Raw genomic sequence first — 22,555 nt, forward strand, 5'->3', positions numbered from 1 at the left:
CCGGCCCCGCCCTCCGTCTCGTACCCGAGACCGCGCAGTGGCGGGGCCGACACGATGCCTCCCTCTGTTGGCTAAGTTACAGTCAGCGCGCCGGCCCGGTGCGCGCACTCCGCCGACATTATGAGGGAGGCATTGTCGTGACCTCGGTAAACGCGGTCGTGGCCTCGTACCACGACGATGACACCGTCCAGCCGCCGCGCAAGGGCGTGTGGCGCATGTTCCTGTACAGCGCCATCGGGGCGCTCGTTTTCTTCTTCCCTGTGACGTACCAGGGCAAGAAGTCCATCCCGCTGGACCACATGGTCACCTTCATCCGCGAGAACCTCGGTGCCTTCGTTCCCTGGTTCATTCTCGCCCTCGCGGCCTACGGGGTCTGGCGCAGCATCGCGGGCAGGACGTGGAAGGAGGGCCCGCTCAAGGCGGTGTTCGCCGTGCTCAACGTCGCGGGCCTCGTCGTTGCCGCGCTCACCGTCGCCGATGCCCTGCCCTGGGTCCTGGGGGAGAAGGACCTGGTTCCCTTCCTCTGGGACAAGATCGCGGTGCCCGTCGGGCTCATCGTCCCCATCGGCGGGGCGTTCCTCGCCTTCCTCATCGGCTTCGGCCTGCTCGAGTTCGTCGGCGTGCTCATGCAGCCGATCATGCGCCCCCTGTGGCGCACCCCGGGCCGCTCCGCCATCGACGCGGTGGCCTCCTTCGTGGGCTCCTACTCGCTGGGCATCCTGGTCACGGACCGCGTCTACCAGCAGGGGGGGTACACGGCGCGCGAGGCATCGATCATCGCCACTGGCTTTTCGACGGTCTCCGCAGCGTTCATGGTGATCGTCGCCAAGCAGCTCGACCTCATGGACCACTGGGGCACCTACTTCTGGGTCACCCTGGTGGTGACCTTCCTGGTCACCGCGATCACCGTCTACCTCCCGCCCCTGCGCACGATCCCCGACGAGTACTACCCGGGTGCCACCCCGGACCCGGAGAAACCGGTGCACGGCAACCGCATCCGCGAGGCATGGAACGCCGCGCTCCACGTCCTCGAGCGCGTTCCGCCGCTGCGCGTCCTGGTGTGGGAGAACCTCCGCGACGGCGTGCGCCTCGCCGCGGCCATCGTCCCCTCGATCCTCTCCGTCGGCCTGATCGGCCTGCTGCTGGCGCGCTTCACCCCGGTCTTCGAGTGGCTCGGCTACCTCTTTTACCCGTTTGCCCGGCTGGTACAGCTCCCCGAACCGATGCTGGGCAGCAAGGCCGCCGCGATGGGTATCGCCGAGATGTTCCTGCCCGCCACCGCCGTGGCCGGGTCCGACTCGATGGTGCTGAAGTTCGTCATCGCGGTTGTCGCGGTCTCGGCCATCATCTTCTTCTCGGCGATGGTGCCGTGCATCATGGCCACGAAGATCCCGCTGAAGATCTCCCACCTGGTGGCCATCTGGTTCGAGCGCGTGGCACTGTCGATAGTCATCACGACCCCCATCGCACACCTCCTTTTCTGACCCTTGCGCCAGACCAAGCTGTCTACTATTGTGGGCGGTGCGATCAAGAAGTCCGACGCACAAAGCCTCCCGGCTCGTCGGCTGGCAACCGCGCACTCGCGCACGGTGCCCCCGGGAGAAGATCGGCCGGCGTTGCACACGCGCGCCGGAAGCGCGATTTCCAAGGAGCAACCATGTCCCTCGACATGTCCGCATTTCCTCCCGCCGAGCTTCCCGACGACTGGGTCCCCGGCGAATTCGGCAACCTCGACGCCGTCACACTGACCTTCACCGCCGGCGGAGAGACCCACCTCCGTGAGTTCGACAGCGCCCTGGCCGCGATGGGTGTCGTCCCCCTTCTGCTGGCCGGCTTCGAATTCTCGTTGTCCCGCAACGCAGTGCGCCTCGGCTCGGGGGAGGTCGTCCTCCTGCCGGTCCAGGCAAAGCCCCGCAAGCGGGTGGGGCCCGACGAGTGCACCCTGGTGGCTCAGGGGCACCGGCCCCACTGGGGTCCCGCGCTGCGCGCGGCCAACCGCCCGGGGGAGGAATGGGTGCCCGTGACGTTCCTGGAGGTGGACGGCAACCGGGTGACCATGCAGACCCCCACTGGTATCGAGGTAGTCTATGACCACAACCCCGACCGCCTCGTGACGGCGGTCGAATACAACGCGCGGTGGAGCATGCTGCGCGGGGCGTGGGACGGCCAGGGCCGGTGTACGGCGCACTGGGTGTCGCATGCACCGATAACCCCGTGTACGGCGTGATCCTCGCGCAGGCGGGGATCTGGGTGTGGGGTGACTGGGGTGCCACCGGCTGGCCCGACGCGCCCGCCGTGATATCACGGTTTACGTTCCCCGGCCCGGTGTGACCTGGGCAAACGTTGGCGCGGAACGCTGAAGCGTGATATCACGAACCGCGGTGGCGGGGGCCTTCGCGCCGAGCGACCGGAGCACCACCCGATGCCCACCCCGACGCGAAGCGGGCCACCCGAAGGTGGCCCGCCCGGCGCGTCAAACAGTGGAGCCGGCGACGAGAATCGAACTCGCACTCTCAGCTTGGGAAGCTGATGTTCTACCACTAAACTACGCCGGCAATGCTGGCCATATTAGCACCCGGCAGCGGGCAGACGAAAACGGCTGCCCGCTAGACTGGGCGACGTGCTTCTCTCCGATCATGACATCCGCGACGCCATCGATTCGGGCCGGCTGGGCATCGACCCCTACGACCCGTCTCTGGTGCAGCCCTCCTCGATAGATGTGCGCATGGACCGGTTCTTCCGCGTGTTCAACAATTCGCGGTATACGCACATCGATCCGAAGCAGGAGATGCCGGATCTGACCACCCTGGTCGACGTGCCGGAGGGGGAGGCGTTCGTGCTGCACCCCGGTGAATTCGTCCTGGCGTCCACCCTGGAGAAGTTCACTCTGCCCGCCGACCTCGCCGGCCGGCTCGAGGGCAAGAGCTCGCTCGGACGCCTCGGCCTGCTGACCCACTCGACGGCGGGATTCATCGACCCCGGTTTCTCCGGTTACATCACCCTGGAGCTGTCCAACGTGGCCAACCTGCCCATCACACTTTGGCCGGGCATGAAGGTGGGCCAGCTCGCGCTGTTCAACATGACATCGGCGGCTGAAACCCCCTACGGTTCCGGTGCCCTCGGATCGAAGTACCAGGGGCAGCGCGGCCCGACCCCGTCAAAGGCCTACCTGAACTTCCGCTAGCTCCGGACAACCGGCGACACCGCGCGTCGCGTGCCATGATGGAACGCATGCGTATGACGGTTATCGGCACCGGTTATCTCGGTGCGACCCACGCCGCCTGCATGGCCGAGCTCGGCCACGAGGTGATGGGCGTGGATGTGGACGAAAGCAAGATCGAGCGCCTCAGGAACGGCAGGGTTCCGTTCTACGAGCCGGGCCTGCCGGAGGTCCTGGAGCGCAACATCGGGGCCGGGCACCTCAGCTTCACCACCGATTACAGCGAGGCGGCCGAGTTCGCCCGCGTCCATTTCATCGGTGTGGGCACCCCGCAGCAGCGCGGCTCCTATGCGGCGGACACTCGCTACGTCGAGGCCGTGATCGACGATCTCGTCCCGCGGCTCACCGGTGACCACCTCATCCTGGGCAAGTCCACCGTTCCCGTCGGCACCGCCGCCGAGCTGCAGGAGCGTGCGAATAGGCTTGCCCAGCCCGGCACGACGGTCGAGATCGCGTGGAACCCCGAGTTCCTCCGCGAGGGTTACGCGGTCAAGGACACCATCGAGCCGGACCGCATCGTGCTCGGCACCCGCGCCGGCGACTCCCGCGCCGAGGGCGTCGCCCGCGAGATCTACGCCACGCCGCTGTCGAAGGGAACCCCCTTCATCCTCACGGACCTGCAGACCGCGGAGCTGGTCAAGGTCTCGGCGAACGCGTTCCTGGCCACGAAGATCTCCTTCATCAACGCGGTCAGCGAGGTCTGCGAGATCGTCGGCGCGGACGTCACCCAGCTCGCGGACGCGATCGGCCACGACGACCGCATCGGCCGCAAGTTCCTCGGGGCCGGTCTCGGCTTCGGCGGCGGCTGCCTGCCGAAGGACATCCGCGCCTTCATGGCCCGCGCGGGCGAGGTGGGCGCCGACCAGGCCCTGACCTTCCTGCGCGAGGTCGACGCCATCAACATGCGGCGCCGTCAGCGCGTCATCGACTTGGCGCGCGAGGAGCTCGGCTCCCTCATCGGCCGCCGCGTCACGGTCCTCGGTGCCGCGTTCAAACCCAACTCCGACGACGTGCGCGATTCCCCCGCCCTCGCCGTGGCGGGCCAGCTCTCCCTCGCGGGCGCGGACGTCCGCGTTTACGACCCCGAGGCCATGGACAACGCCCGCCGCGTCTTCCCCACGCTCGATTACGCGAAATCGCTTGACGACGCCCTCTCCGGCGCGGAACTGACCATCCTCGCCACGGAGTGGCAGGAGTTCCGTCAGATGGATCCGGAAAGGGTCGGCGGGCTCGTCGAGAAGCGGCTGCTCATTGACGGCCGCAACGTTCTCGACCTCCCCGCGTGGCAGGCCGCCGGGTGGGCCGTGAGGGCGCTGGGCCGCGCGGCCTAGTGCTGGTGGTAGTCGCTGAGGAAGTTGCCCAGGCGCTCGATGGCGTTCTCCAGCTGTGAGGCCCAGGGCAGCGTGACCACTCGGAAGTGGTCCGGGGTGGGGTAATTGAAGCCGGTGCCCTGGACCATGAGGATCTTCTCCGACTTGAGCAGATCCAGCATGAAGCGCTCGTCGTCGTGGATGTTGTACATCTCGGCGTCGATCTTGGGGAAGGCGTAGAGCGCCCCCTTCGGCTCGACGACGGAGATGCCCGGGATCTCCCGCAGCTTCTTCACGGTGATGTCGCGCTGCTTGGTCAGGCGGCCGTTTTCCGAGGTCAGCTCGTAGATGGACTGCCGCCCACCCAGGGCGACCTGGATGGCGTGCTGGCCCGGCACGTTGGCGCACAGGCGGGTGCCCGAGAGCAGGTCGAGGCCCTCGATGAAGCCCTTCGCGCGGCGGCGCGGCCCGGTGATGATCATCCACCCGGCGCGGTACCCGGCGACGCGGTACGCCTTGGACAGGCCGTTGAAGGTCACGGTGACCAGATCGGGGCCGACCTCCGCCATGGAGATGTGCTGCGCCCCGTCGTAGAGGATGCGGTCGTAGATCTCGTCGGCCAGCACTACCAGCTCGTGCTCTCGGGCGATGTCCGCGATGCCCTCCAGGGTCTCGCGGGAGTAGACGGCGCCCGTCGGGTTGTTCGGGTTGATCACCACGATGGCCTTGGTGCGCGGGGTGACCTTGGAGCGGATGTCGTCCAGCGAGGGGTTCCAGTTGTCCTCCTCGTCGCAGAGGTAGTGCACCGCCTTGCCGCCGGCCAGCGTTGAGGCGGCGGTCCAGAGCGGGTAATCGGGCGTCGGGATGAGAATCTCGTCGCCGTCGTTGAGCAGCGCCTGGGTGACCATGGAGATCAGCTCGGAGACGCCGTTGCCCAGGTAGACGTCGTCGATGTCGAAGTGGGGGAAATCCTCGATGACCTCGTAGCGGGTCACAACCGCGCGGCGCGCCGGGATGATGCCCTTGGAGGTGGAGTACCCCTGGGAGGTCGGAAGGGCGGCGATCATGTCGCGCATGATCACGTCGGGGGCATCGAAGCCGAAGATCGCCGGGTTGCCGGTGTTGAGCTTGAGGATGGTGTGGCCGTCACGCTCCATCTCCTCGGCCGTGGCGCTCACCGGGCCCCGGATGTCGTAGAAGACGTTCTTCAGCTTCTCGGCCTGGTCGAAGTGGCGGTGTTTGCGCGGCGCCCTCTTCGCCTTCTGGGCGTTGTCCTGCTTCGGTGTATCCGGTTCATCCTTCTTGTTGCTCATAGGCCAATCCTAGCCAGGGTCGGGGACACGGGAGCGCCCGTCGCGCGCGAAAGGGGAGAAAACCGGCCACGCGCCCGGAAAAAGGGGGGGGGTCAGCGGCGCCGCTTGAACCGGTTGACCGTCGATTGCGCGACGTTGATGGCATCGGTGGTCAGCTGGTTGACCTGCTCGCGCCGCTGCACCCGCTGCTCGGCGATCTCGCGGGCGCGGGAGGCTTCGATCTCGAGCTGCTGCACCCGGATGAGCTCGCGTCGGCGCTTCTCCAGCTGGCGCAGGCTGGGGGTGTACCAGGAATCCGGCCCGACCTTCATCACGTAGAGCAGGATGTACAGGGTGGGCACCACGAACAGCGCCAGCGCGCCGAGCTCGCTGACGGTGCTTAACGCGATCGTCGCACCCACCGCTCCCAGGGTGCCCAGCCAGAAGATGCCGGCCCGGGTGCGCTGGCCGCGGCGTCGCGACGCCCTGATCTCGTCCGCACCGTAGAGGGCGACCTCGGAGGAGGGGCCGACGCGCGCCGGGACCTGGGGCAGGTCCTCGAAGAGGCGGGTGAGGTCCTCGTGGAACTGGGCCTCGGCGACCGCGGTGCAGCGCCGGTCGAACTCGTCCATGGTGATGCGCCCCTCGCCGAGCGCGCGGCCGAGGGCGGTCATGGCGTCGGAACGCTCGGCGTCGCTGATCCGAAACTTGCCGTAGGAAGTGCTCACGCCCGCAAGCATAACCCGGGCGGGTGCCCTAGTTCTCCCCCGCGAACTGCGTCTGGTTGAGGCGCCAGTACGCGCCCCTGCGCTCCAGGAGCTCCGCGTGTGACCCCTGCTCGACGATGCTGCCGTCCTCCATGACGAGGATGAGGTCCGCGTCGCGGATGGTGGACAGGCGGTGCGCGATGACGAAGGAGGTGCGGTTGGACCGCAGCGCGTTCATCGCCTTCTGCACCAGCACCTCGGTGCGGGTGTCCACGGAGGAGGTCGCCTCGTCGAGGATGAGTACCGGCGGGCGGGAGAGGAATGCGCGGGCGATGGTGATCAGCTGGCGCTCACCGGCGGAGATGGAGCCCCCGTCCTGGTCGATTACGGTGTCGTAGCCGTCGGGGAGTGCGTGGACGAAGCGGTCGACATAGGTGGCCTTGGCCGCTTCGGTGACGTCTTCGTCGGTGGCATCGAGGCGGCCGTAGCGGATGTTCTCGCGGATGGTCCCCTTGAACAGCACCGCGTCCTGCAGCACCATGCCGATGTTGCCGCGCAGCTGCGAGCGGGAGAGGTCCCGGATGTCCACGCCGTCGAGAGTGATCGCGCCCTTGTCGACGTCATAGAAGCGCATCAGGAGGTTCACCAGCGTCGTCTTGCCCGCGCCGGTGGGGCCGACGATTGCGGCGGTCTGCCCCGGCTCGACGCGCAGGTTGAGATCACGGATGAGCGGCTCGTCGGTGTAGGAGAAGGAGACGTCGCGGAACTCCACCTCGCCGCGGGCACGTTCCCCGGTGCCGGGGCCGGCGGCGTCGGGGGTTTCCTCCTCGGCGTCGAGGAACTCGAAGATCCGCTCGGCGGAGGCGACACCGGACTGCAGCATCTGCGCCATGCCCGCGATCTGGCCGAGGGGCTGGGTGAACTGGCGGGAGTACTGGATGAAGGCGGTGGCGTCGCCCAGCGTCAGGGAGCCGCCGGCGACCTTGAGCCCGCCCACCACGGCGATGACCACGTAGGACAGGTAGGAGATGAACTGCATGAGCGGGCTCATCGAGTTGGAGAGGAACTGCGCTTTGGATGAGGCGTCGAAAAGCGCGTCGTTCTTGCGGTCGAAGTCCTCGCGCAGTGCCTCAGTGCGGCCGAAGATGAGTGCGATCTCGTGGCCGGAGAAGGATTCCTCGACGTGTCCGTTGAGCTCGCCGGTGGACTTCCACTGGGCGGCGAACTGCTTCTGGCTGCGGGTGCCCACGAGGGCCATCACCGCGCCCGTGAGCGGGATGGCGAGCAGTGCGACGAGCGCTAGCTCCCACGAGATCCAGAACATCATCACGATGATGCCCGTGACCGTCAGCAGCGAGTTGAACAGCTGGGACAGCGACTGCTGGAGCGTTTGCTGCACGTTATCCACGTCGTTCGTGGTGCGCGACATCGTGTCACCGCGCTGGCGGGAGTCGAAGTAGTTCAGCGGCAGGCGGTTCAGCTTCGCCTCCACGTCCTGGCGCAGCGAGTAGACCGCGGTCACGGTGATGCGGTTGAGGACCGCCCCCTGGGCCCACATGAGCAGGCTGGAGATGACGTAGAGCAGGAGCACCGCAACGATGAGGGTGCGCAACCGGTCGAAGTCGATGCCCTGGCCCGGGTGCAGGTCCATGGCCTGGGCCATGTCCGCGAAGCGATCCTGGCCGCCTGCGCGCAGCCCCGCAACCACCTGCTCCTTCGTCTGGCCGGCGGGAATGCGTTTGGAAAAGGCCCCGGAGAAGATGACGTCCATCGCGTGGCCCATAATGCGCGGGGCGTAGACGGCGAGGAGGACGGAGGCCGCGTTCATGGCGAACACGGCGGTGAGGCTCAGCTTGTAGGGCGCGAGCAGGCCGATGAGCCGCTTGGCCGAAGGCCAGAACTGCTTCGCCTTGCGCGGGGCGCGGTCGTGGTGGCCGCCCGCGGAGACGTTGTCGTCGAGGTCGTCGGTCTCGGGCGCGGCGGCAGCCCGGTTGTCGGTTGTCGGCTCGCTCATGCGTCCACCTCCATCTGGGAGTTGCAAATTTCGCGGTAGGTCTCGCTCGCCGCCATGAGCTCATCGTGGGTTCCGCGCGCGACGATGCGCCCGGCCTCCATGACGAGGATCTGGTCGGCATCGCTTATCGACGCCACCCGTTGCGCCACCATCAACACCGTCGCGGAGCTGGTGTAGCGGCGCATCGCCTCACGCACCCGCGCGTCGGTGACGGCGTCGAGGGCGGAGAAGGAGTCGTCGAAGATGTACACGTTGGGCCGTGCCACCAGCATGCGCGCGATGCACAGGCGCTGGCGCTGTCCGCCCGAGACGTTGGTGCCTCCCTGGGAGATCGCCATGTCCAAGCTCTCGACGAAGTCGGCCTGAGCCGTGCGCAGGGCCTCCCACAGCTCGTCGTCCGAGGCGCCCGGGTTGCCCATCCGCAGGTTGGAGGCGACGGTGCCGGAGAAGAGGTAGGCCTTCTGGGGCACCATGGAGACCCGGTCGACGAGGTCGGAGCGGTCCATGGCGGCGACGTCGGTGCCGTCGACAAGCACCGTGCCCCCCGTTGCCGTGTGCAGGCGCGGGATGAGGGAGAGCAGGGTGGTTTTCCCCGAACCGGTCGAGCCGATGATCGCGGTGGTGGTGCCGGGAGCGGCGGTGAAGGAGACGTCGTGCAGCACGGGGGCCTCGGCACCGGGGTAGGTGTAGGACACGTCCCGAAACTCGACGAGGCCCTCACGGCGATCGGGGTGCAGCGTGCGCTCCGGGTCGGGAGCGACTGGCTCGTGGGTGAGCAGCTCGCGGATGCGGCGGGCGCAGACGAGCGCGCGGGGCAGCACCATGGCCATGAAGGTGCCCATCATCACCGCCATGAGGATCTGCATCAGGTACTGCATGAACGCGGTGAGGGAACCGACCTCCACCTGGCCGTGGTCGACGCGGTGGCCGCCGAACCAGAGCACCGCCGCGGTGGCGAGGTTGAGGATGAGCATGATCACCGGGAAGAGGAGGACGAAGATGCGCCCGATGCTCAGGGAGATGCGGGTGATGTCCTCGTTGGCGCCCTGGAAGCGCTGCTCCTCGAACTTCTCACGGCCGAAGGCGCGGACGACGCGGATGCCGGCGATCTGCTCGCGCAGCACGCCGTTGATGTTGTCGAGCCTGCCCTGCATGGTGCGGAACATGGGCAGCAGCATCGAGATCAGGACGCCCACGACGGCGGTGAGGGCGAGCACGGCGACGACGACGAGCCACGACAGCCCAGGATCCTGGCGGATCGCCATAATGATGCCGCCGACGGCCATGATGGGGGCGGCCACCATGAAGTTGAGGAAGAGCAGGAACACCATCTGCACCTGCTGCACGTCGTTGGTGCCGCGGGTGACCAGGGTCGGGGTGCCGAAGTGCCCCAGGTCCTCCGCGGAGAACCCGTCAACCTTGGCGTACACGTCGCGGCGGATGTCGCGGCCGATGCGCATCGAGGTGCGGGAGGCGAACCACACCGCGGCAACCGCGGCGATGACCTGAACGAATGCGACGGCCAGCATGACGCCGCCGACGCGCCAGATGTAGGGCACGTCGGCCTGGGCGACGCCGCGGTCGATGATCCGGGCGTTGAGGTCGGGGAGGTAGAGGGTGGCCAGGGTGGTGATCAGCTGCAGGACGAGCACCAGCACAATCGAGGCCGTGTAGGGCCGCGCGGCCCGGGAGAGGATACGAATCAGGTCCAACGTACGGGCCCTTTCTGGGTGGGGAGTCCCGCCCATCCTATACCCCCCAGGTGACATGTCACCCAGCGTCGAAAGGCGCGGCCTTCAGGGCCTTTCCAGCTACTTACCGCGCGAGTGGCGCACCATCTCGTCCCACTCGACGATCTTCTTGCGCTCGCGCGGGTGCGTGGCGCATTCCTCGCCGGCGGTGCGCTCCGCCTTGTCCAGCTGGTACCAGCCGTCCCAGGTGGTGTACTCGATGCCGCGCTCCTCGAGCAGGCCGAGGATGGCGTCCGGGTCGGTGTGGGAGGGGGTGCGCAGCTTGCCGGCGTCGGCGTCTGCGATGAGCATGTCCGTGGTTTCCTTGGCGTCGGACTTGGTGTTGCCGATCAGCCCGACCGGGCCGCGCTTGATCCATCCGGTGACGTAGAGGGAGTCGGCGAATTCGGAGCCGTCCATCACGTGGCCGCCGTCGTTGGGGATGACGTTGCGTTCGAGGTCGAAGGGCACGCCCTCGACGGGCTCGGAGCGGTAGCCAATGGCGTGGTAGACCTGCTGGACGGGCCAATCGGTGAAGCTGCCGGTGCCGCGGATGCCGCCCTGGCCGTCGAACTCCTGGCGCTCGGTGCGGATGCCGACGACGGCGTCGCCCTCCTTGAGCACCTCCACCGGCTCCTCGAAGAAGTGGATGTGGATCTTGTGCGGGCTGTCGTCGGGCTCGCGCATCGCGTACTGCTCCAGCACCTGGCAGTTCAGGTCGATCGACTTGTCGGCGCGGCGCAGTTCCTCGGACTGCTGGTCGTAGTCGATGTCCTCGGGGTCGACGAGCACCTGGATCGTGTCGGACAGGTCCAGCTCGCGCAGCTCTTTCGGGGTGAACTTGGCCTGCGCGGGCCCGCGGCGGCCGAACATGTGGACCACCTCGGCGCGGTTGTTCTTCAGCGACTCGTAGACGTTGTCCGGGATCTCGGTGACAAGCAGCTCGTCGCCGGTCTTGGCCAGGATGCGGGAAATGTCGAGGGCGACGTTGCCCACGCCGATGACGGCGACCTCGCGCGCCTCCAGGTTCCAGGAGCGCTCGAAGCGGGGGTTGCCGTCGTAGAAGCCGACGAACTCGGCCGCGCCTATCGACGCGTCACCGCCCGGGATGAGCAGCTCGCGGTCGCGCACGGCGCCCGTGGAAATGACGATCGCGTCGTAGTACTCCCGCAGCTCCTCAATGGTGATGTCCCGGCCCACCTGGATGTTGCCCAGCAGGCGCAGCTGCGGCTTGTCCATCACGCGGTGCAGGGAGGTGACGATGCCCTTGATGCGCGGGTGGTCGGGGGCGACCCCGTAGCGGATGAGGCCGAACGGCGCGGGCATCTGCTCGAACAGGTCGACGTGGATGTCGTGCTCTTCGTTGCGGATGAGGAGGTCGGAGGCGTAAATGCCGGCGGGGCCGGCGCCGATGACGGCGACGCGCAGACTCATAGAGGGTGGGTTCCTTTCCACGGGGAAGCGGTAGTCGTGGCCATGATAGACCACACGGCAAACCCCGCCGACACCCGGTGGCGGCCGATTCCGCGCATCGGCGCAGGTGAGGGGCGGGGACTAGGGGATGCGCCGGGTCCAGGCGTCGGTGGCGAACTTCTCCTCCACCAGTTTCTCCGCGGCGGCGATGTCGGCGTCGTCAAGCTGCGCGCTGCGCGACGGGTAGCGCGACATGAAGGTGGACATCAGCGTCCCGATGACCTCCTCGCGCGCCACGCCCGTCTGGCGACGCAGCGGATCGACGCGCTTCTTCGCACTGCGCAGGCCCTTGTCGGCGAGCTTGACCTTGCCCACGCGCAGCACCTCCATCATCTTGTCGGCGTCGATGTCGTAACTCATGGTGGTGTGGTGCAGCACCGCCCCGGGTACCCGTTTCTGGGCGGCGCCGCCGATCTTGCCGCCGTCGGATGTGATGTCGTTGATGGGCACGTACCAGGCGTTGACCCCCAGGGACTTCAGTCCGGCGAGCACCCACGCGTCGAGGTACTGGTAGCTGTCCACGTAGCTCAGGCCCCTGACGATGTCCTCGGGCAGGTACATGGAGTAAGTGACGCAGTTGCCTCCCTCCATGAACATCGCGCCGCCGCCGGAGATGCGCCGCACGGGCACGATCCCGTGGCGTTCCACCCCCTCCTGGTCGAGCTCGTTGGAGTAGGACTGGTAGGAGCCGAAGACCACGGCCCGGTCCTCCCACTCCCAGAAGCGGAGGGTGGGGTTGCGCCGGCCCGCCCGGACCTCGTCGAGGAGGTGCTGGTCCAGCGCCACGTTCACCGGGGAGGGCAGGACGGGGGAGTGGATGACATCCCAGGTGTAGTCGGTGATGTCCTTGGCGTCCACGAGAGCGCGCCGGGCGGTCACCGCGACATCCCTGGCAGTGAACCCGTGCAGGTCCACCTCCCCCAGCTCGGCGAGGGCGCGGCCGATGCGCTCCTCCAGCGCCGCGGCGTCCTCCGCCACGCCGGCGCCGATGAGTGCCCGGTTGATTGCGTCGTAGGCTTCCTCGGGCTCGAGGAAGAAGTCACCCGAGATGACCGCGCCGGTGATGCGTTCGCCGTCGTCGGTGATGTCCGCGACGACGAGTTTGCCGTCCTTGACCTTCAGTTCGAAGTGGTGCTGTGCCATGAGCGCGACTATACGTGCGGAGGCGGACACGGCAGCCGGGCCACCGTGGGGCGGGCGCTACCCTTGGGGCCATGAGCATTCTTGTCGTGGCGGCCATGAAGGAAGAGGCCGCCGAGATCACCGCCCGCATGGACCACGAGGTCCTCATCACCGGGATAGGCACGGTTCCGGCCGCGATTGCGCTGACCAGGCGCCTGGCGCTGGGTCCCGCCCCGGAGCGGGTGGTCAACGTCGGTACGGCGGGAGCGCTCGTCGACCTCCCCGCGGGGGTCTACGAGGTCGGCGCGGTGCTCAAACACGACCGCAGGGTGCTCGACGTCTCCGGGCTGACGGACTTCGTCTACCCGCGCCTTTTCGAACTTGACACGCACACCGCGCTCCCGAAAGCCCGCCTGGCCACCGGTGACACCTTCGTCAACACCACCGCCCTGCGCGACGAGCTCGCCCGCGAGAGCGACCTCGTGGACATGGAGGGTTACGCCCTGGCCGCCGTCTGCCGCGAGTTCGACGTCCCCCTGACCATGCTCAAGCAGGTCTCGGACAACGCCAACGAGACCTCCAACGTGTCCTGGCCGGAGTCCCTCGCGGTGGCGGCCGTGCAGCTCAACGACGCCCTCGCTCTCCTGTAGACCATGGATGTCTCCTCCACCCGCACCTACGCCGAGGAAGCGGGCATCACGCTTTCCGACGCCCCCGCACCCCTCTTCCAGCTCCTCGTTCTGTGCATGCTGCAGGCGAAGCCGATCAAGGCGGCCGTTGCGGTCGAGGCGGCCCGCGGCCTGTTCGCGGCCGGACTGACCACGCCGGAGAAGATGCGCTCCGCCCGCCGCGCCACGCTCATCCGCATCTTCGGCGAGACCGGGTACAAGCGCTACGACGAATCCACCGCCACCCGACTGCGCGAAATGAGCGCGAAGCTGCTCGACGAGCACGGCGGCGACCTCCGCGCACTGCGGGGGACGGCTCCCGGCTGCCTCCAGGACTTCGACGGGGTCGGACCGGCCTGCGCCACCATGTTCGCTCGCGAAGCGCAGGGGGTGTGGCCGGAGCTCGCCCCCGTCTTCGACAAGAAGGCTCTGGAGGGGGCGGTAAAGCTCGGGTTGCCCACCGACCCGGGTGAGCTGGCGAAGCGCAGCGACGACCTGCCCCGCTTTGCGGCGCACCTGGTCCGGGCCGCGCTCGAACACTGAGGGGTTGGCCTCGGGCGCAGGGTTTACAGAACGACGCGCCCGCCGGCGTGTTTGCCGGCGGGCGCGTCGCGCCTGGCAGTCCTTACTTGGCGAACTGCTCGATAATCGCCTTGTTGAAGGCGGGCAGGTCATCCGGGGTGCGCGAGGAAATGAAGCCGTTGTCCACCACGACCTCCTCATCGACCCACGCCGCGCCGGCGTTGACCAGGTCGGTCTTGAGGGACTTGAAGGAGGTGAGCTTCACGCCCTTGATGGCGTCGGCCTCGGTGAGAATCCAGCCGCCGTGGCAGATGACGCCGACGGGCTTGTCGGCGGCGCGCAGGTCCTTGACGAACTGCACGGCGTCCTCATCGGTGCGGATGGTGTCCGCGTTGCCCGTGCCACCCGGCAGGATGAGCCCGTCAAAGTCGGTCGCCTTCGCATCGGCGGAGGTGAGGTCCACGGAGACGGAGGTGCCGTTCTTTCCCTCGATCTCGCCGGTCTCGGTGGAGATGACCTTGACGGTCGCCCCCGCGGCCTCGACGGCCTCCCTGGGGGAGGTCAGCTCGGAATCCTCGAAACCGTTGGTCGCGATGATCGCGATGTTCTTGCCGTTAAGATCAGCCATGAAGCCTCGTCCTTTCGTCTGTATGTGCTAACGGGGACAAGCGTAGGCAAAAAAGCAGCGGTGTGCAGAACCCCTGCACACCGCCTCTTCGGAGCGACCCGCAGCGCTTAGCGGTCGTCCTTCTCGATGGCCCGGGTCTGGCCCGGCTGCTCCGTGTCGAGGTCTGTCTCCCGCGCCTCGTTCGAGCGGGGGAGACGGGTGGAGCCGAGCGGCTGCCTGCTCCGCCCCGCCCCCGGAAGGCGGGTGCGGCGGCCCATGTCCCGCAGGTGGGCGCGTACGGCGAGGAAGGCCTCGCGCGAGTCCATGGTCTGGCTCTGCTGGGTGGAAATCTTGATGTCGTCAGCGGTGATCTCCCCGGCGCGCAAGGCCGTCATCTCCGCCCAGTAGCTCAGCCACACCGCGATCACGGCCGCGACAGGCACGGCGAGGAAGGCACCGACGATGCCGAACAGGGTGCCGCCGACGGTGACGGAGAGCAGGACGATGGCCGCGTGGAGACCCATGGCGCGGGACTGCAGGATCGGGGAGAGGATGTTGCCCTCGAGCTGCTGCACGGCGACAACCAGCAGCAGCGCGAGCAGGGCGTTCACCGGGCCGTTGGAGACCAGGGCGATGCTGATGGAGAGCAGCCCGGCGGTGAATGCGCCGATGATGGGAATGAAGCCGCCGAAGAAGGTGATCACCGCGAGCACGGGCCACAGGGGCACACCGAGCAAAAGCAGGCCGAGGCCGATAAAGACGGCGTCGACGGCCGAGACGATCGCCTGCGCGCGGATGAACCCGGCCAGCGTGTTCCACGAGCGCATAAGCACCTCGGTGAGGTGCCAGCCGGACTTGATGCCCACGTACTTGCGCAGCCAGGGCAGGAAGCGGTCGCCGTCCTTGAGGAAGAAGAAGGTGAGGATCAGGGTGAGCACCAGGGTGGTGCCCACGGAAGCCACGATGCCGATTCCCGACATCACCCCGGATGCGATGTTCGAGGCCTGGCCCCGGACGAAGTCCGTCACCTGCTGCAGCGTTTCCTGGACGCGGCTGCTGTCGAGGATGCCCAGGTTGAAGCGTTCCTCGGCCCACGCCACCGCGTCGGTGATGCCCTGCTGCGACTGGGTGATCAGCTGGCCGCCCTGATTCTGCACTAGGGGAGCCATGAGGGCGAAGATCGCGGCGATGAGGCCGAAGAAGACGAGCAGGACAATCGACACGGCGAGAGCGGGTGCCATTCCCGCGCGGTTGCGCAGCGCGCGCACCGGCGGCCAGAGAACCGTGCTCACCACCAAGGCGAGCAGCGCCGGGAGGAGGCCCACCCAGACGAACTTCAGCAGGTAGAGGAGGAGCGCGGAGGCCGCGACGATGATGATGAAGCGCAGCGCCCACGCGGCCGCGGTGCGACCGTCCGAGGCGATGATCTCGCCGCGGTCGATCGGGTCGCCCGCCATCTCTCGCGCGGCATCCGCCGGGGTGGGGTACATCTCGGGTTGGTGGACCGCGGCATCGAGCGCGCCGACGAAGTCGAAGTCGTCCTCACCGGTCCCGCCGGCGCGGTTGTCGCGGGGCTGCCGCCCGGACTGGGCCCTGTTGTTTTCGGGTGTAGTCACGGTGCGCAATTGTGCCAGACCACACGCTTTTTGGTGAAGAGGCGGGGGGCGTCGCAAAGCGAATGCCCGTGCCTCTGGCAACCGCAAGGTGACAGCGGTAGTGTGATGTGAACCATATTTTGCAAACAAAAGGACCCGCGCAGGCGGATCCCGATCAGGAAGGACACGCCATGACCGTCTACCCCAACCCGGGAACCGAGGGTTCCAAGGTCACGTTCCGCGAGCGCTACGACAACTACATCGGAGGGGAGTGGGTCGCACCGGTCGACGGCGAGTACTTCGACAACATCACCCCCGTCACCGGCGAGGTTTTCTGCCAGGTCGCCCGCGGTAAGGCTGCCGACATGGAGAAGGCGCTCGACGCCGCGCACAAGGCCGCCCCCGCCTTCGGGGCAACCCCCGCCGCCGAGCGGGCCCTGATGCTGCACCGCATCGCCGACCGCATGGAGGAGCACCTGGAAGAGATTGCCGTCGCGGAGACCTGGGAAAACGGCAAGGCCGTGCGGGAGACCCTAGCCGCCGACATCCCGCTGGCCATTGACCACTTCCGCTACTTCGCGGGTGCGATCCGGGCGCAGGAGGGGCGGCTCTCGCAGATCGACGAGGACACCGTGGCGTACCACTTCAACGAGCCGCTCGGCGTTGTCGGCCAGATCATCCCCTGGAACTTCCCGCTGCTCATGGCCGCATGGAAGCTCGCCCCCGCGTTGGCGGCGGGCAACGCCGTCGTGCTCAAGCCGGCGGAGCAGACCCCCGCCTCCATCCTCTACCTGATGGATATCGTGGGCGACCTCATCCCTGCGGGCGTGGTCAACATCGTCAACGGCTTCGGCAACGAGGCGGGCGTGGCGCTCTCGGGGTCGGAGCGCATCGCCAAGATCGCCTTCACCGGATCGACCGAGGTGGGCAAGATCATCAACAAGGCGGCCGCGGACAAGGTCATCCCCGTCACCCTCGAACTGGGCGGCAAGTCCCCGGCCCTCTATTTCGAGGACATCATGGACAGGGATGACAGCTTCCGCGCCAAGGCGGTCGAGGGCTTCGCCATGTTCGCGCTCAACCAGGGGGAGGTCTGCACCTGCCCGTCGCGCGCCCTGGTCCACGAGTCCATCGCCGACGAGTTCCTGGCCCTCGGCGTCGAGCGCGTGAGGAATATCAAGGTGGGCAACCCCCTGGACACCGACGTGATGATGGGCGCCCAGGCCTCCCAGGAGCAGATGGACAAGATCACCGGTTACCTCGAGCTCGGGCCGAAGGAGGGGGCGGAGACGCTCACCGGCGGCAACATCAACCGCATCGACGGCCTGGACAACGGCTTCTACATCGAGCCGACCGTGTTCAAGGGCACCAACGACATGAAGATCTTCCAGGAGGAGATCTTCGGCCCCGTCCTCTCCGTGGTCACCTTCAGGGACTTCGATGAGGCCATCCGCATCGCCAACGACACCATCTACGGCCTCGGTGCCGGTGTGTGGTCGCGCAACGGAAACACCGCCTACCGTGCCGGGCGGGCGATCAGGGCGGGGCGCGTGTGGGTGAACCAGTACCACACCTACCCCGCGCACGCGGCCTTCGGCGGCTACAAGCAGTCCGGCATCGGCCGCGAGAACCACCTGATGATGCTCAACCGCTACCAGGAGACCAAGAACATGCTGGTCTCCTACTCTGAGCAGGAGACCGGGCTCTTCTAGGCTCGGCCCGCTTGACGACGACCCGCCCGCTCCCTCTCCGCCGGGCGGGTTTTCGTCGCTGGCCAGCGACAACAAAAAAGTTGAGTGTGTCGGGAACAAATTTGGCGCGGCACCCGTTGTAGAGATTGAGTGCGATGGACTCAAGCGATCGCGGACGTTGTGTATAGTGGTTCGCGGAAGTTGAGTCCGGCTCAATCAACTTAAAGCGAACACAATTCCCACAGGAGGAAACAGAAAACATGGCACGTGCAGTAGGCATCGATCTCGGTACCACCAACTCCGTCGTCTCCGTCCTCGAGGGCGGCGAGCCGGTTGTCATCGCCAACGCGGAGGGCTCCCGTACGACCCCGTCGGTCGTCGCCTTCGCCAAGAACGGCGAGGTTCTCGTCGGCCAGTCCGCCAAGAACCAGGCGGTCACCAACGTCGACCGCACCATCCGCTCCGTCAAGCGCCACATGGGCGAGGACTGGACCGTCGACATCGACGACAAGAAGTACACCCCGCAGGAAATTTCCGCGCGCACCCTCATGAAGCTGAAGCGCGACGCCGAGGCATACCTGGGTGACGAGGTCACCGACGCCGTCATTACCGTCCCCGCCTACTTCGAGGACGCGCAGCGCCAGGCCACCAAGGAGGCCGGCCAGATCGCGGGCCTCAACGTGCTGCGCATCGTCAACGAGCCGACCGCCGCGGCGCTCGCCTACGGCCTGGAGAAGGCCGACAAGGAACAGACCATCCTCGTCTTCGACCTGGGCGGCGGCACCTTTGACGTCTCCCTCCTCGAGATCGGTGACGGCGTGGTCGAGGTTCTCGCTACCGCCGGCGACAACGAGCTCGGCGGCGATGACTGGGACCAGCGCATCGTCAACTGGCTCGTCGAGAAGTTCCAGGCCCAGAACGGCATTGACCTGACTAAGGACAAGATGGCCCTGCAGCGTCTGCGCGAGGCTGCCGAGAAGGCCAAGATCGAGCTCTCCTCGGCACAACAGGCTTCCATCAACCTGCCCTACATCACCGTCGACGCCGACAAGAACCCGCTCTTCCTCGATGAGACCCTGACCCGCACCGAGTTCCAGAAGATCACCTCGGACCTGCTGGACCGCACCAAGGCCCCGTTCAACCAGGTGATCAAGGACGCCGGCATGTCCATCGGCGACATCGACCAGGTGGTTCTGGTCGGCGGCTCTACCCGCATGCCCGCCGTGACCGACCTGGTCAAGGAGCTCACCGGCGGCAAGGAGCCCAACAAGGGTGTCAACCCGGATGAGGTCGTCGCCCTCGGTGCGGCACTGCAGGCGGGCGTCCTGCGCGGTGACGTGAAGGACGTGCTGCTTCTCGACGTCACCCCGCTCTCCCTCGGCATCGAGACCAAGGGCGGCGTGATGACCAAGCTCATCGAGCGCAACACCACCATTCCGACGAAGCGCTCCGAGACCTTCACCACCGCCGAGGACAACCAGCCCTCCGTGCAGATCCAGGTCTTCCAGGGCGAGCGCGAGATGGCCTCCGCCAACAAGCTGCTCGGCTCTTTCGAGCTGGCGGGCATCGCCCCCGCGCCGCGCGGCGTGCCGCAGATCGAGGTCACCTTCGACATCGACGCCAACGGCATCGTCTCCGTGTCCGCGAAGGACAAGGCCACCGGCAAGGAGAACACGATCAAGATCCAGGAGGGCTCCGGCCTCTCCCAGGAGGAGATCGACCGCATGATCCACGACGCCGAGCAGCACGCCGATGAGGACCGCAAGCGCCGCGAGGAGCAGGAGACCCGCAACAACGCGGAGTCCATGGCCTACCAGACCCGGAAGTTCATGGACGAGAACTCCGACAAGCTGTCCGAGGACCTGAAGACCCGCGTTGGTGAGACGGCTGATGCCGTGGACGAGGCGCTGAAGGGCACCGACCTGGATGCGATCAAGTCCGCCGTCGAGAAGCTCACCACCGAGTCCCAGGAGCTGGGCAAGGCGCTGTACGAGGCCGAGGCCAACGCCGGTGCCACCCAGGCCGATGCCCCGGCGGACGACAACGTTGTCGATGCCGAGGTTGTCGAGGACGACGACACCAACGGCTCCGCGTCCAAGTAGTCACCGGCGCAACCCACTCACCAACAGGAGGAGCAACGTACATGAATAACGTGAACCCCCAGATGCCCACCGACCCGGGCGCACCGGAGAACAGCGACGAGGAGTACGTCTCCCCGGACCAGGCCGAAACCCTGGTCGACGAGGCCGCGGAGTCCGAGGCTCTTGAGGCCGACGAGGATCCCCTTTCAGCGACGCTGGACGAGGACCTCGCCGACGTGCCCGCGGCCGAGGTGGCAGCCGATGCCGACGGTGACGGCGCTGTCTCGGATGTCGAGCTGCAGCTCGCGGAGCGCACCGAGGACCTTCAGCGCGTCAGCGCCGAGTACGCCAATTACCGCCGGCGCACGGAGCGCGAGCGCACCCAGATCACCGAGCAGTCCAAGGCATCCGTGCTCACCCAGATGCTGCCCCTGCTCGACGAGCTGGACCTCGCGGAGCAGCATGGAGACCTGAATGAGGGTCCCCTCAAGGCCTTCGCTGGCAAGTTCCGGACCCTCCTCGAGGGCCAGAAGGTCACCCCCTTCGGCACCGAGGGCGAGGAGTTCGACCCGGAGATCCACGAGGCCGTGCAGGACCTTTCCACCGGCGACCACAAGGTTATCGGGACCGTCCTGCGCAAGGGTTACCGCGTGGGGGACCGCCTGGTCCGCAACGCGATGGTCATCATCTCCGACACCACCGGCTCGGGTGACGGGTCAGCGGCGGCGGAGGGATCCGCCAACTAGCCCCCATTGAGGGAGGCTTTCGCGCCGGGGAGAGATCGCGCCGTACGACCGGCGGGGCTCACCCCGGCGCTTTACTTAGATAGAGACAAAATTCAACAGAATTAGCCACCCGCACACCCGTAACATTTTCTGAAAGGAGGGTGAAACCAATGGCCATGCAACAGGAATGGGCGAACAAGGACTACTACGGAGACTTGGGGGTATCCTCCACCGCGAGTGCCGCCGACATCAAGAAGGCGTACCGCAGGCTCGCGCGGGAGAACCACCCGGACTCCAATCCCGGCGACAAGGCCGCCGAGGAGAAGTTCAAGCGCGTAGCTGAGGCGTACGACGTCATCGGCGACGAAACGAAGCGCAAGGAGTACGACGAGCTCAAGGCCATGATCAACTCCGGAGGCTTCGGCCGATTCGGAGGGGCAGGAGGCCCGGGCTTCCCGGGAGGGTTTCGCACGACAACGACGCAGGGGGACTTCGACCTCGGAGACATCTTCGGAAGCGCCGCTGGTGGACAAGCTGCAGACGGCGGCCTTGGTGATATCTTCGGTAGCTTCTTTAACCGCGGCGGCAGTGCTGGCAGGAGCGCTCGGCCGTCGCGGGGGGCCGACGTCGAAACCGAAATAACGCTCGACTTCCGCGAGGCGGCCAGGGGCACCACCATCCCGGTGGAGCTCACCGGGGACGCTCCCTGCACCACGTGCCACGGTTCCGGCTCCAAGTCGGGCAAGACCACCACGTGCGACCAGTGCTCCGGCAGCGGATACATCCGGGAAAACAGCAACGGCTTCGGCATGGCGCGGCCCTGCACCAAGTGCGGCGGCACGGGCACCTACATCGAGGACCCGTGCCCGACGTGCTCCGGCAAGGGCACGGTGCGCCGGACCCGCTCGATCACCGTGCGTATCCCCGCCGGCGTGGTCGACGGGCAGAAGGTTCGCCTCGCCGGGCAGGGTGAGGCCGGGCCGAACGGTACTCCCGCCGGCGACCTCTTTGTCACCGTCCACGTCCGCGCCGACAAGGTGTTCACCCGCTCGGGCGACGACCTCGAGGTCACCGTCCCCGTCTCCTTCGGCGAACTCGCGCTCGGAGGAACGGTGACCGTGCCGACGCTGGACAACCCCGTCAAGGTGAAGGTTCCCGCCGGTACCCCGAACGGCCGCACCCTCCGGGTGAAGGGCCGCGGCGTGCCAAAGCGCTCCGGTGCAGGCGACCTGCTGGTCACCGTGCAGGTGAAGGTGCCGACAAACCTAGACCCCGCGGCCACAAGCGCCCTTCGCGCCTACACCCAGGCGGAGAAGGACTCTGGTTTTGATCCCCGCGCCGGCTGGGGCGGCCTGAAGTAGGAGGTGACGCACATTGGCTGCAGAGAAAAACCAGGAATACTACGTCATCTCCGTGGCCGCTGAGCTCACGGGCATGCACGCCCAGACGCTGCGCACCTACGACCGGCTCGGGTTGGTCACCCCCGCCCGAACCCCGGGAGGCGGGCGGCGGTACTCGGGCCGAGACATCAAGATGCTGCAGCGCATCCAGCGCCTCTCACAGGAGGAGGGGGTGAACCTGGCGGGCATCAAGACGATCATGGAGCTCACGAGCCAGATCGAGGAGCTCCAGTCCGAGCTCGAACACCAGCGGGAGCAGAACGACGCCTTGAGGCAGCGCCTCAGCGCCGGGTCGCGCCACGGTGGAGAGCTCGTCCACGTTCCGCGTTCGACCGCGGTGGTGGCGTGGGAACCCGCTTACCGACGCCGCCGCAGCTCCCGGTAAGAAACCGCGCACG

Annotated in this window: 19 protein-coding genes, 1 tRNA gene and 1 riboswitch; of the genes, 11 read left to right on the forward strand and 9 right to left on the reverse strand. The window is 67.1% G+C overall.

Annotation, left to right across the window (positions count from 1 at the left end):
• Positions 1–158: 158 nt before the first annotated feature.
• Both B3611_RS04805 and B3611_RS04810 read left to right on the forward strand, forming a co-directional pair.
• Positions 159–1,484, forward strand: a complete 1,326-nt coding sequence (locus B3611_RS04805; protein ID WP_291314109.1) for a YjiH family protein — start codon at positions 159–161, stop codon at positions 1,482–1,484.
• Between the two features lie 41 nt (positions 1,485–1,525).
• A riboswitch (SAM riboswitch) is annotated at positions 1,526–1,644 on the forward strand.
• A 13-nt stretch (positions 1,645–1,657) separates the two neighbouring features.
• Positions 1,658–2,227, forward strand: a complete 570-nt coding sequence (locus B3611_RS04810; RefSeq protein ID WP_291313947.1) for a hypothetical protein — start codon at positions 1,658–1,660, stop codon at positions 2,225–2,227.
• Positions 2,228–2,481: 254 nt separating this feature from the next.
• Here B3611_RS04810 and B3611_RS04815 read toward each other — a convergent pair.
• Positions 2,482–2,555, reverse strand: a tRNA-Gly gene (locus B3611_RS04815).
• Positions 2,556–2,620: 65 nt separating this feature from the next.
• On the opposite strand from B3611_RS04815, the gene dcd reads away from it, so the two are divergent.
• Positions 2,621–3,184 carry a dCTP deaminase gene (gene dcd, locus B3611_RS04820; protein WP_291313948.1) on the forward strand — a complete coding sequence of 188 codons (564 nt, stop codon included), beginning with the start codon at positions 2,621–2,623 and terminating at the stop codon, positions 3,182–3,184.
• A gap of 47 nt (positions 3,185–3,231) precedes the next feature.
• On the forward strand, positions 3,232–4,551 hold the full coding sequence (locus B3611_RS04825; protein ID WP_291313949.1) for a UDP-glucose dehydrogenase family protein: 1,320 nt from the start codon (positions 3,232–3,234) through the stop codon (positions 4,549–4,551).
• Here the strand turns inward: B3611_RS04825 and B3611_RS04830 are convergent.
• From B3611_RS04830 to B3611_RS04855, 6 genes are all read right to left on the reverse strand, one after another.
• The gene (locus tag B3611_RS04830; protein ID WP_291313950.1) at positions 4,548–5,843 is read right to left on the reverse strand and encodes a pyridoxal phosphate-dependent aminotransferase; all 1,296 of its coding nucleotides are present in this window, start codon (positions 5,841–5,843) and stop codon (positions 4,548–4,550) included. The genes B3611_RS04825 and B3611_RS04830 overlap by 4 nt on opposite strands.
• 92 nt (positions 5,844–5,935) lie before the next feature.
• Positions 5,936–6,550 (reverse strand): DUF1707 SHOCT-like domain-containing protein, encoded by a 615-nt coding sequence (locus B3611_RS04835; RefSeq protein WP_291313951.1) that lies wholly within the window; start codon positions 6,548–6,550, stop codon positions 5,936–5,938.
• A 28-nt stretch (positions 6,551–6,578) separates the two neighbouring features.
• Positions 6,579–8,543: an ABC transporter ATP-binding protein gene (locus B3611_RS04840; protein ID WP_291313952.1), complete on the reverse strand. Its 1,965-nt coding sequence runs from the start codon at positions 8,541–8,543 to the stop codon at positions 6,579–6,581.
• Positions 8,540–10,255 carry an ABC transporter ATP-binding protein gene (locus B3611_RS04845; protein ID WP_291313953.1) on the reverse strand — a complete coding sequence of 572 codons (1,716 nt, stop codon included), beginning with the start codon at positions 10,253–10,255 and terminating at the stop codon, positions 8,540–8,542. Before B3611_RS04845 ends, B3611_RS04840 begins: the two co-directional genes overlap by 4 nt.
• Before the next feature lie 99 nt (positions 10,256–10,354).
• Positions 10,355–11,707: an FAD-dependent oxidoreductase gene (locus tag B3611_RS04850; RefSeq protein ID WP_291313954.1), complete on the reverse strand. Its 1,353-nt coding sequence runs from the start codon at positions 11,705–11,707 to the stop codon at positions 10,355–10,357.
• A gap of 120 nt (positions 11,708–11,827) precedes the next feature.
• Positions 11,828–12,889, reverse strand: a complete 1,062-nt coding sequence (locus tag B3611_RS04855; protein WP_291313955.1) for a lipoate--protein ligase family protein — start codon at positions 12,887–12,889, stop codon at positions 11,828–11,830.
• A 71-nt stretch (positions 12,890–12,960) separates the two neighbouring features.
• Between B3611_RS04855 and B3611_RS04860 the strand changes: the two genes are divergently transcribed.
• Positions 12,961–13,518 (forward strand): nucleosidase, encoded by a 558-nt coding sequence (locus B3611_RS04860; protein ID WP_291313956.1) that lies wholly within the window; start codon positions 12,961–12,963, stop codon positions 13,516–13,518.
• 3 nt (positions 13,519–13,521) lie between these two features.
• Entirely contained in the window at positions 13,522–14,079 is a 558-nt protein-coding gene (locus tag B3611_RS04865; RefSeq protein ID WP_291313957.1) for an endonuclease, read from the forward strand.
• A gap of 82 nt (positions 14,080–14,161) precedes the next feature.
• On the opposite strand, the gene B3611_RS04870 is transcribed toward B3611_RS04865, so the two are convergent.
• Positions 14,162–14,686 carry a type 1 glutamine amidotransferase domain-containing protein gene (locus tag B3611_RS04870; RefSeq protein ID WP_291313958.1) on the reverse strand — a complete coding sequence of 175 codons (525 nt, stop codon included), beginning with the start codon at positions 14,684–14,686 and terminating at the stop codon, positions 14,162–14,164.
• A 107-nt stretch (positions 14,687–14,793) separates the two neighbouring features.
• A complete protein-coding gene (locus B3611_RS04875) occupies positions 14,794–16,281 on the reverse strand; it encodes an AI-2E family transporter (RefSeq protein ID WP_414646299.1) in 1,488 nt (495 codons plus the stop codon).
• A gap of 170 nt (positions 16,282–16,451) precedes the next feature.
• On the opposite strand from B3611_RS04875, the gene B3611_RS04880 reads away from it, so the two are divergent.
• The 5 genes from B3611_RS04880 to B3611_RS04900 all read left to right on the forward strand — a co-directional run bounded on the left by B3611_RS04880 (position 16,452) and on the right by B3611_RS04900 (position 22,542).
• A complete protein-coding gene (locus B3611_RS04880; protein ID WP_291313959.1) occupies positions 16,452–17,972 on the forward strand; it encodes an aldehyde dehydrogenase family protein in 1,521 nt (506 codons plus the stop codon).
• A gap of 239 nt (positions 17,973–18,211) precedes the next feature.
• Positions 18,212–20,053: a molecular chaperone DnaK gene (gene dnaK, locus B3611_RS04885; RefSeq protein WP_291313960.1), complete on the forward strand. Its 1,842-nt coding sequence runs from the start codon at positions 18,212–18,214 to the stop codon at positions 20,051–20,053.
• Between the two features lie 41 nt (positions 20,054–20,094).
• Positions 20,095–20,778, forward strand: a complete 684-nt coding sequence (grpE, locus tag B3611_RS04890) for a nucleotide exchange factor GrpE (protein WP_291313961.1) — start codon at positions 20,095–20,097, stop codon at positions 20,776–20,778.
• Between the two features lie 149 nt (positions 20,779–20,927).
• A complete protein-coding gene (gene dnaJ, locus B3611_RS04895) occupies positions 20,928–22,118 on the forward strand; it encodes a molecular chaperone DnaJ (protein WP_291313962.1) in 1,191 nt (396 codons plus the stop codon).
• Positions 22,119–22,191: 73 nt separating this feature from the next.
• Positions 22,192–22,542 (forward strand): heat shock protein transcriptional repressor HspR, encoded by a 351-nt coding sequence (locus B3611_RS04900; RefSeq protein WP_414646303.1) that lies wholly within the window; start codon positions 22,192–22,194, stop codon positions 22,540–22,542.
• Positions 22,543–22,555 lie beyond the last annotated feature (13 nt).

This window comes from Corynebacterium sp. UBA2622, assembly GCF_002339505.1.
Classification (GTDB): Bacteria; Actinomycetota; Actinomycetes; order Mycobacteriales; family Mycobacteriaceae; genus Corynebacterium.

Coding starts and splice junctions, on each gene's coding strand:
- B3611_RS04810 (WP_291313947.1), top strand. CDS start 1,658: ATGTCCCTCGACATGTCCGCATTTCCTCCCGCCGAGCTTCCCGACGAC.
- B3611_RS04825 (WP_291313949.1), top strand. CDS start 3,232: ATGCGTATGACGGTTATCGGCACCGGTTATCTCGGTGCGACCCACGCC.
- B3611_RS04830 (WP_291313950.1), bottom strand. CDS start 5,843: ATGAGCAACAAGAAGGATGAACCGGATACACCGAAGCAGGACAACGCC.
- B3611_RS04840 (WP_291313952.1), bottom strand. CDS start 8,543: ATGAGCGAGCCGACAACCGACAACCGGGCTGCCGCCGCGCCCGAGACC.
- B3611_RS04850 (WP_291313954.1), bottom strand. CDS start 11,707: ATGAGTCTGCGCGTCGCCGTCATCGGCGCCGGCCCCGCCGGCATTTAC.
- B3611_RS04855 (WP_291313955.1), bottom strand. CDS start 12,889: ATGGCACAGCACCACTTCGAACTGAAGGTCAAGGACGGCAAACTCGTC.
- B3611_RS04860 (WP_291313956.1), top strand. CDS start 12,961: ATGAGCATTCTTGTCGTGGCGGCCATGAAGGAAGAGGCCGCCGAGATC.
- B3611_RS04865 (WP_291313957.1), top strand. CDS start 13,522: ATGGATGTCTCCTCCACCCGCACCTACGCCGAGGAAGCGGGCATCACG.
- B3611_RS04870 (WP_291313958.1), bottom strand. CDS start 14,686: ATGGCTGATCTTAACGGCAAGAACATCGCGATCATCGCGACCAACGGT.
- B3611_RS04880 (WP_291313959.1), top strand. CDS start 16,452: ATGACCGTCTACCCCAACCCGGGAACCGAGGGTTCCAAGGTCACGTTC.
- dnaK (WP_291313960.1), top strand. CDS start 18,212: ATGGCACGTGCAGTAGGCATCGATCTCGGTACCACCAACTCCGTCGTC.
- grpE (WP_291313961.1), top strand. CDS start 20,095: ATGAATAACGTGAACCCCCAGATGCCCACCGACCCGGGCGCACCGGAG.
- dnaJ (WP_291313962.1), top strand. CDS start 20,928: ATGGCCATGCAACAGGAATGGGCGAACAAGGACTACTACGGAGACTTG.
- B3611_RS04900 (WP_414646303.1), top strand. CDS start 22,192: ATGCACGCCCAGACGCTGCGCACCTACGACCGGCTCGGGTTGGTCACC.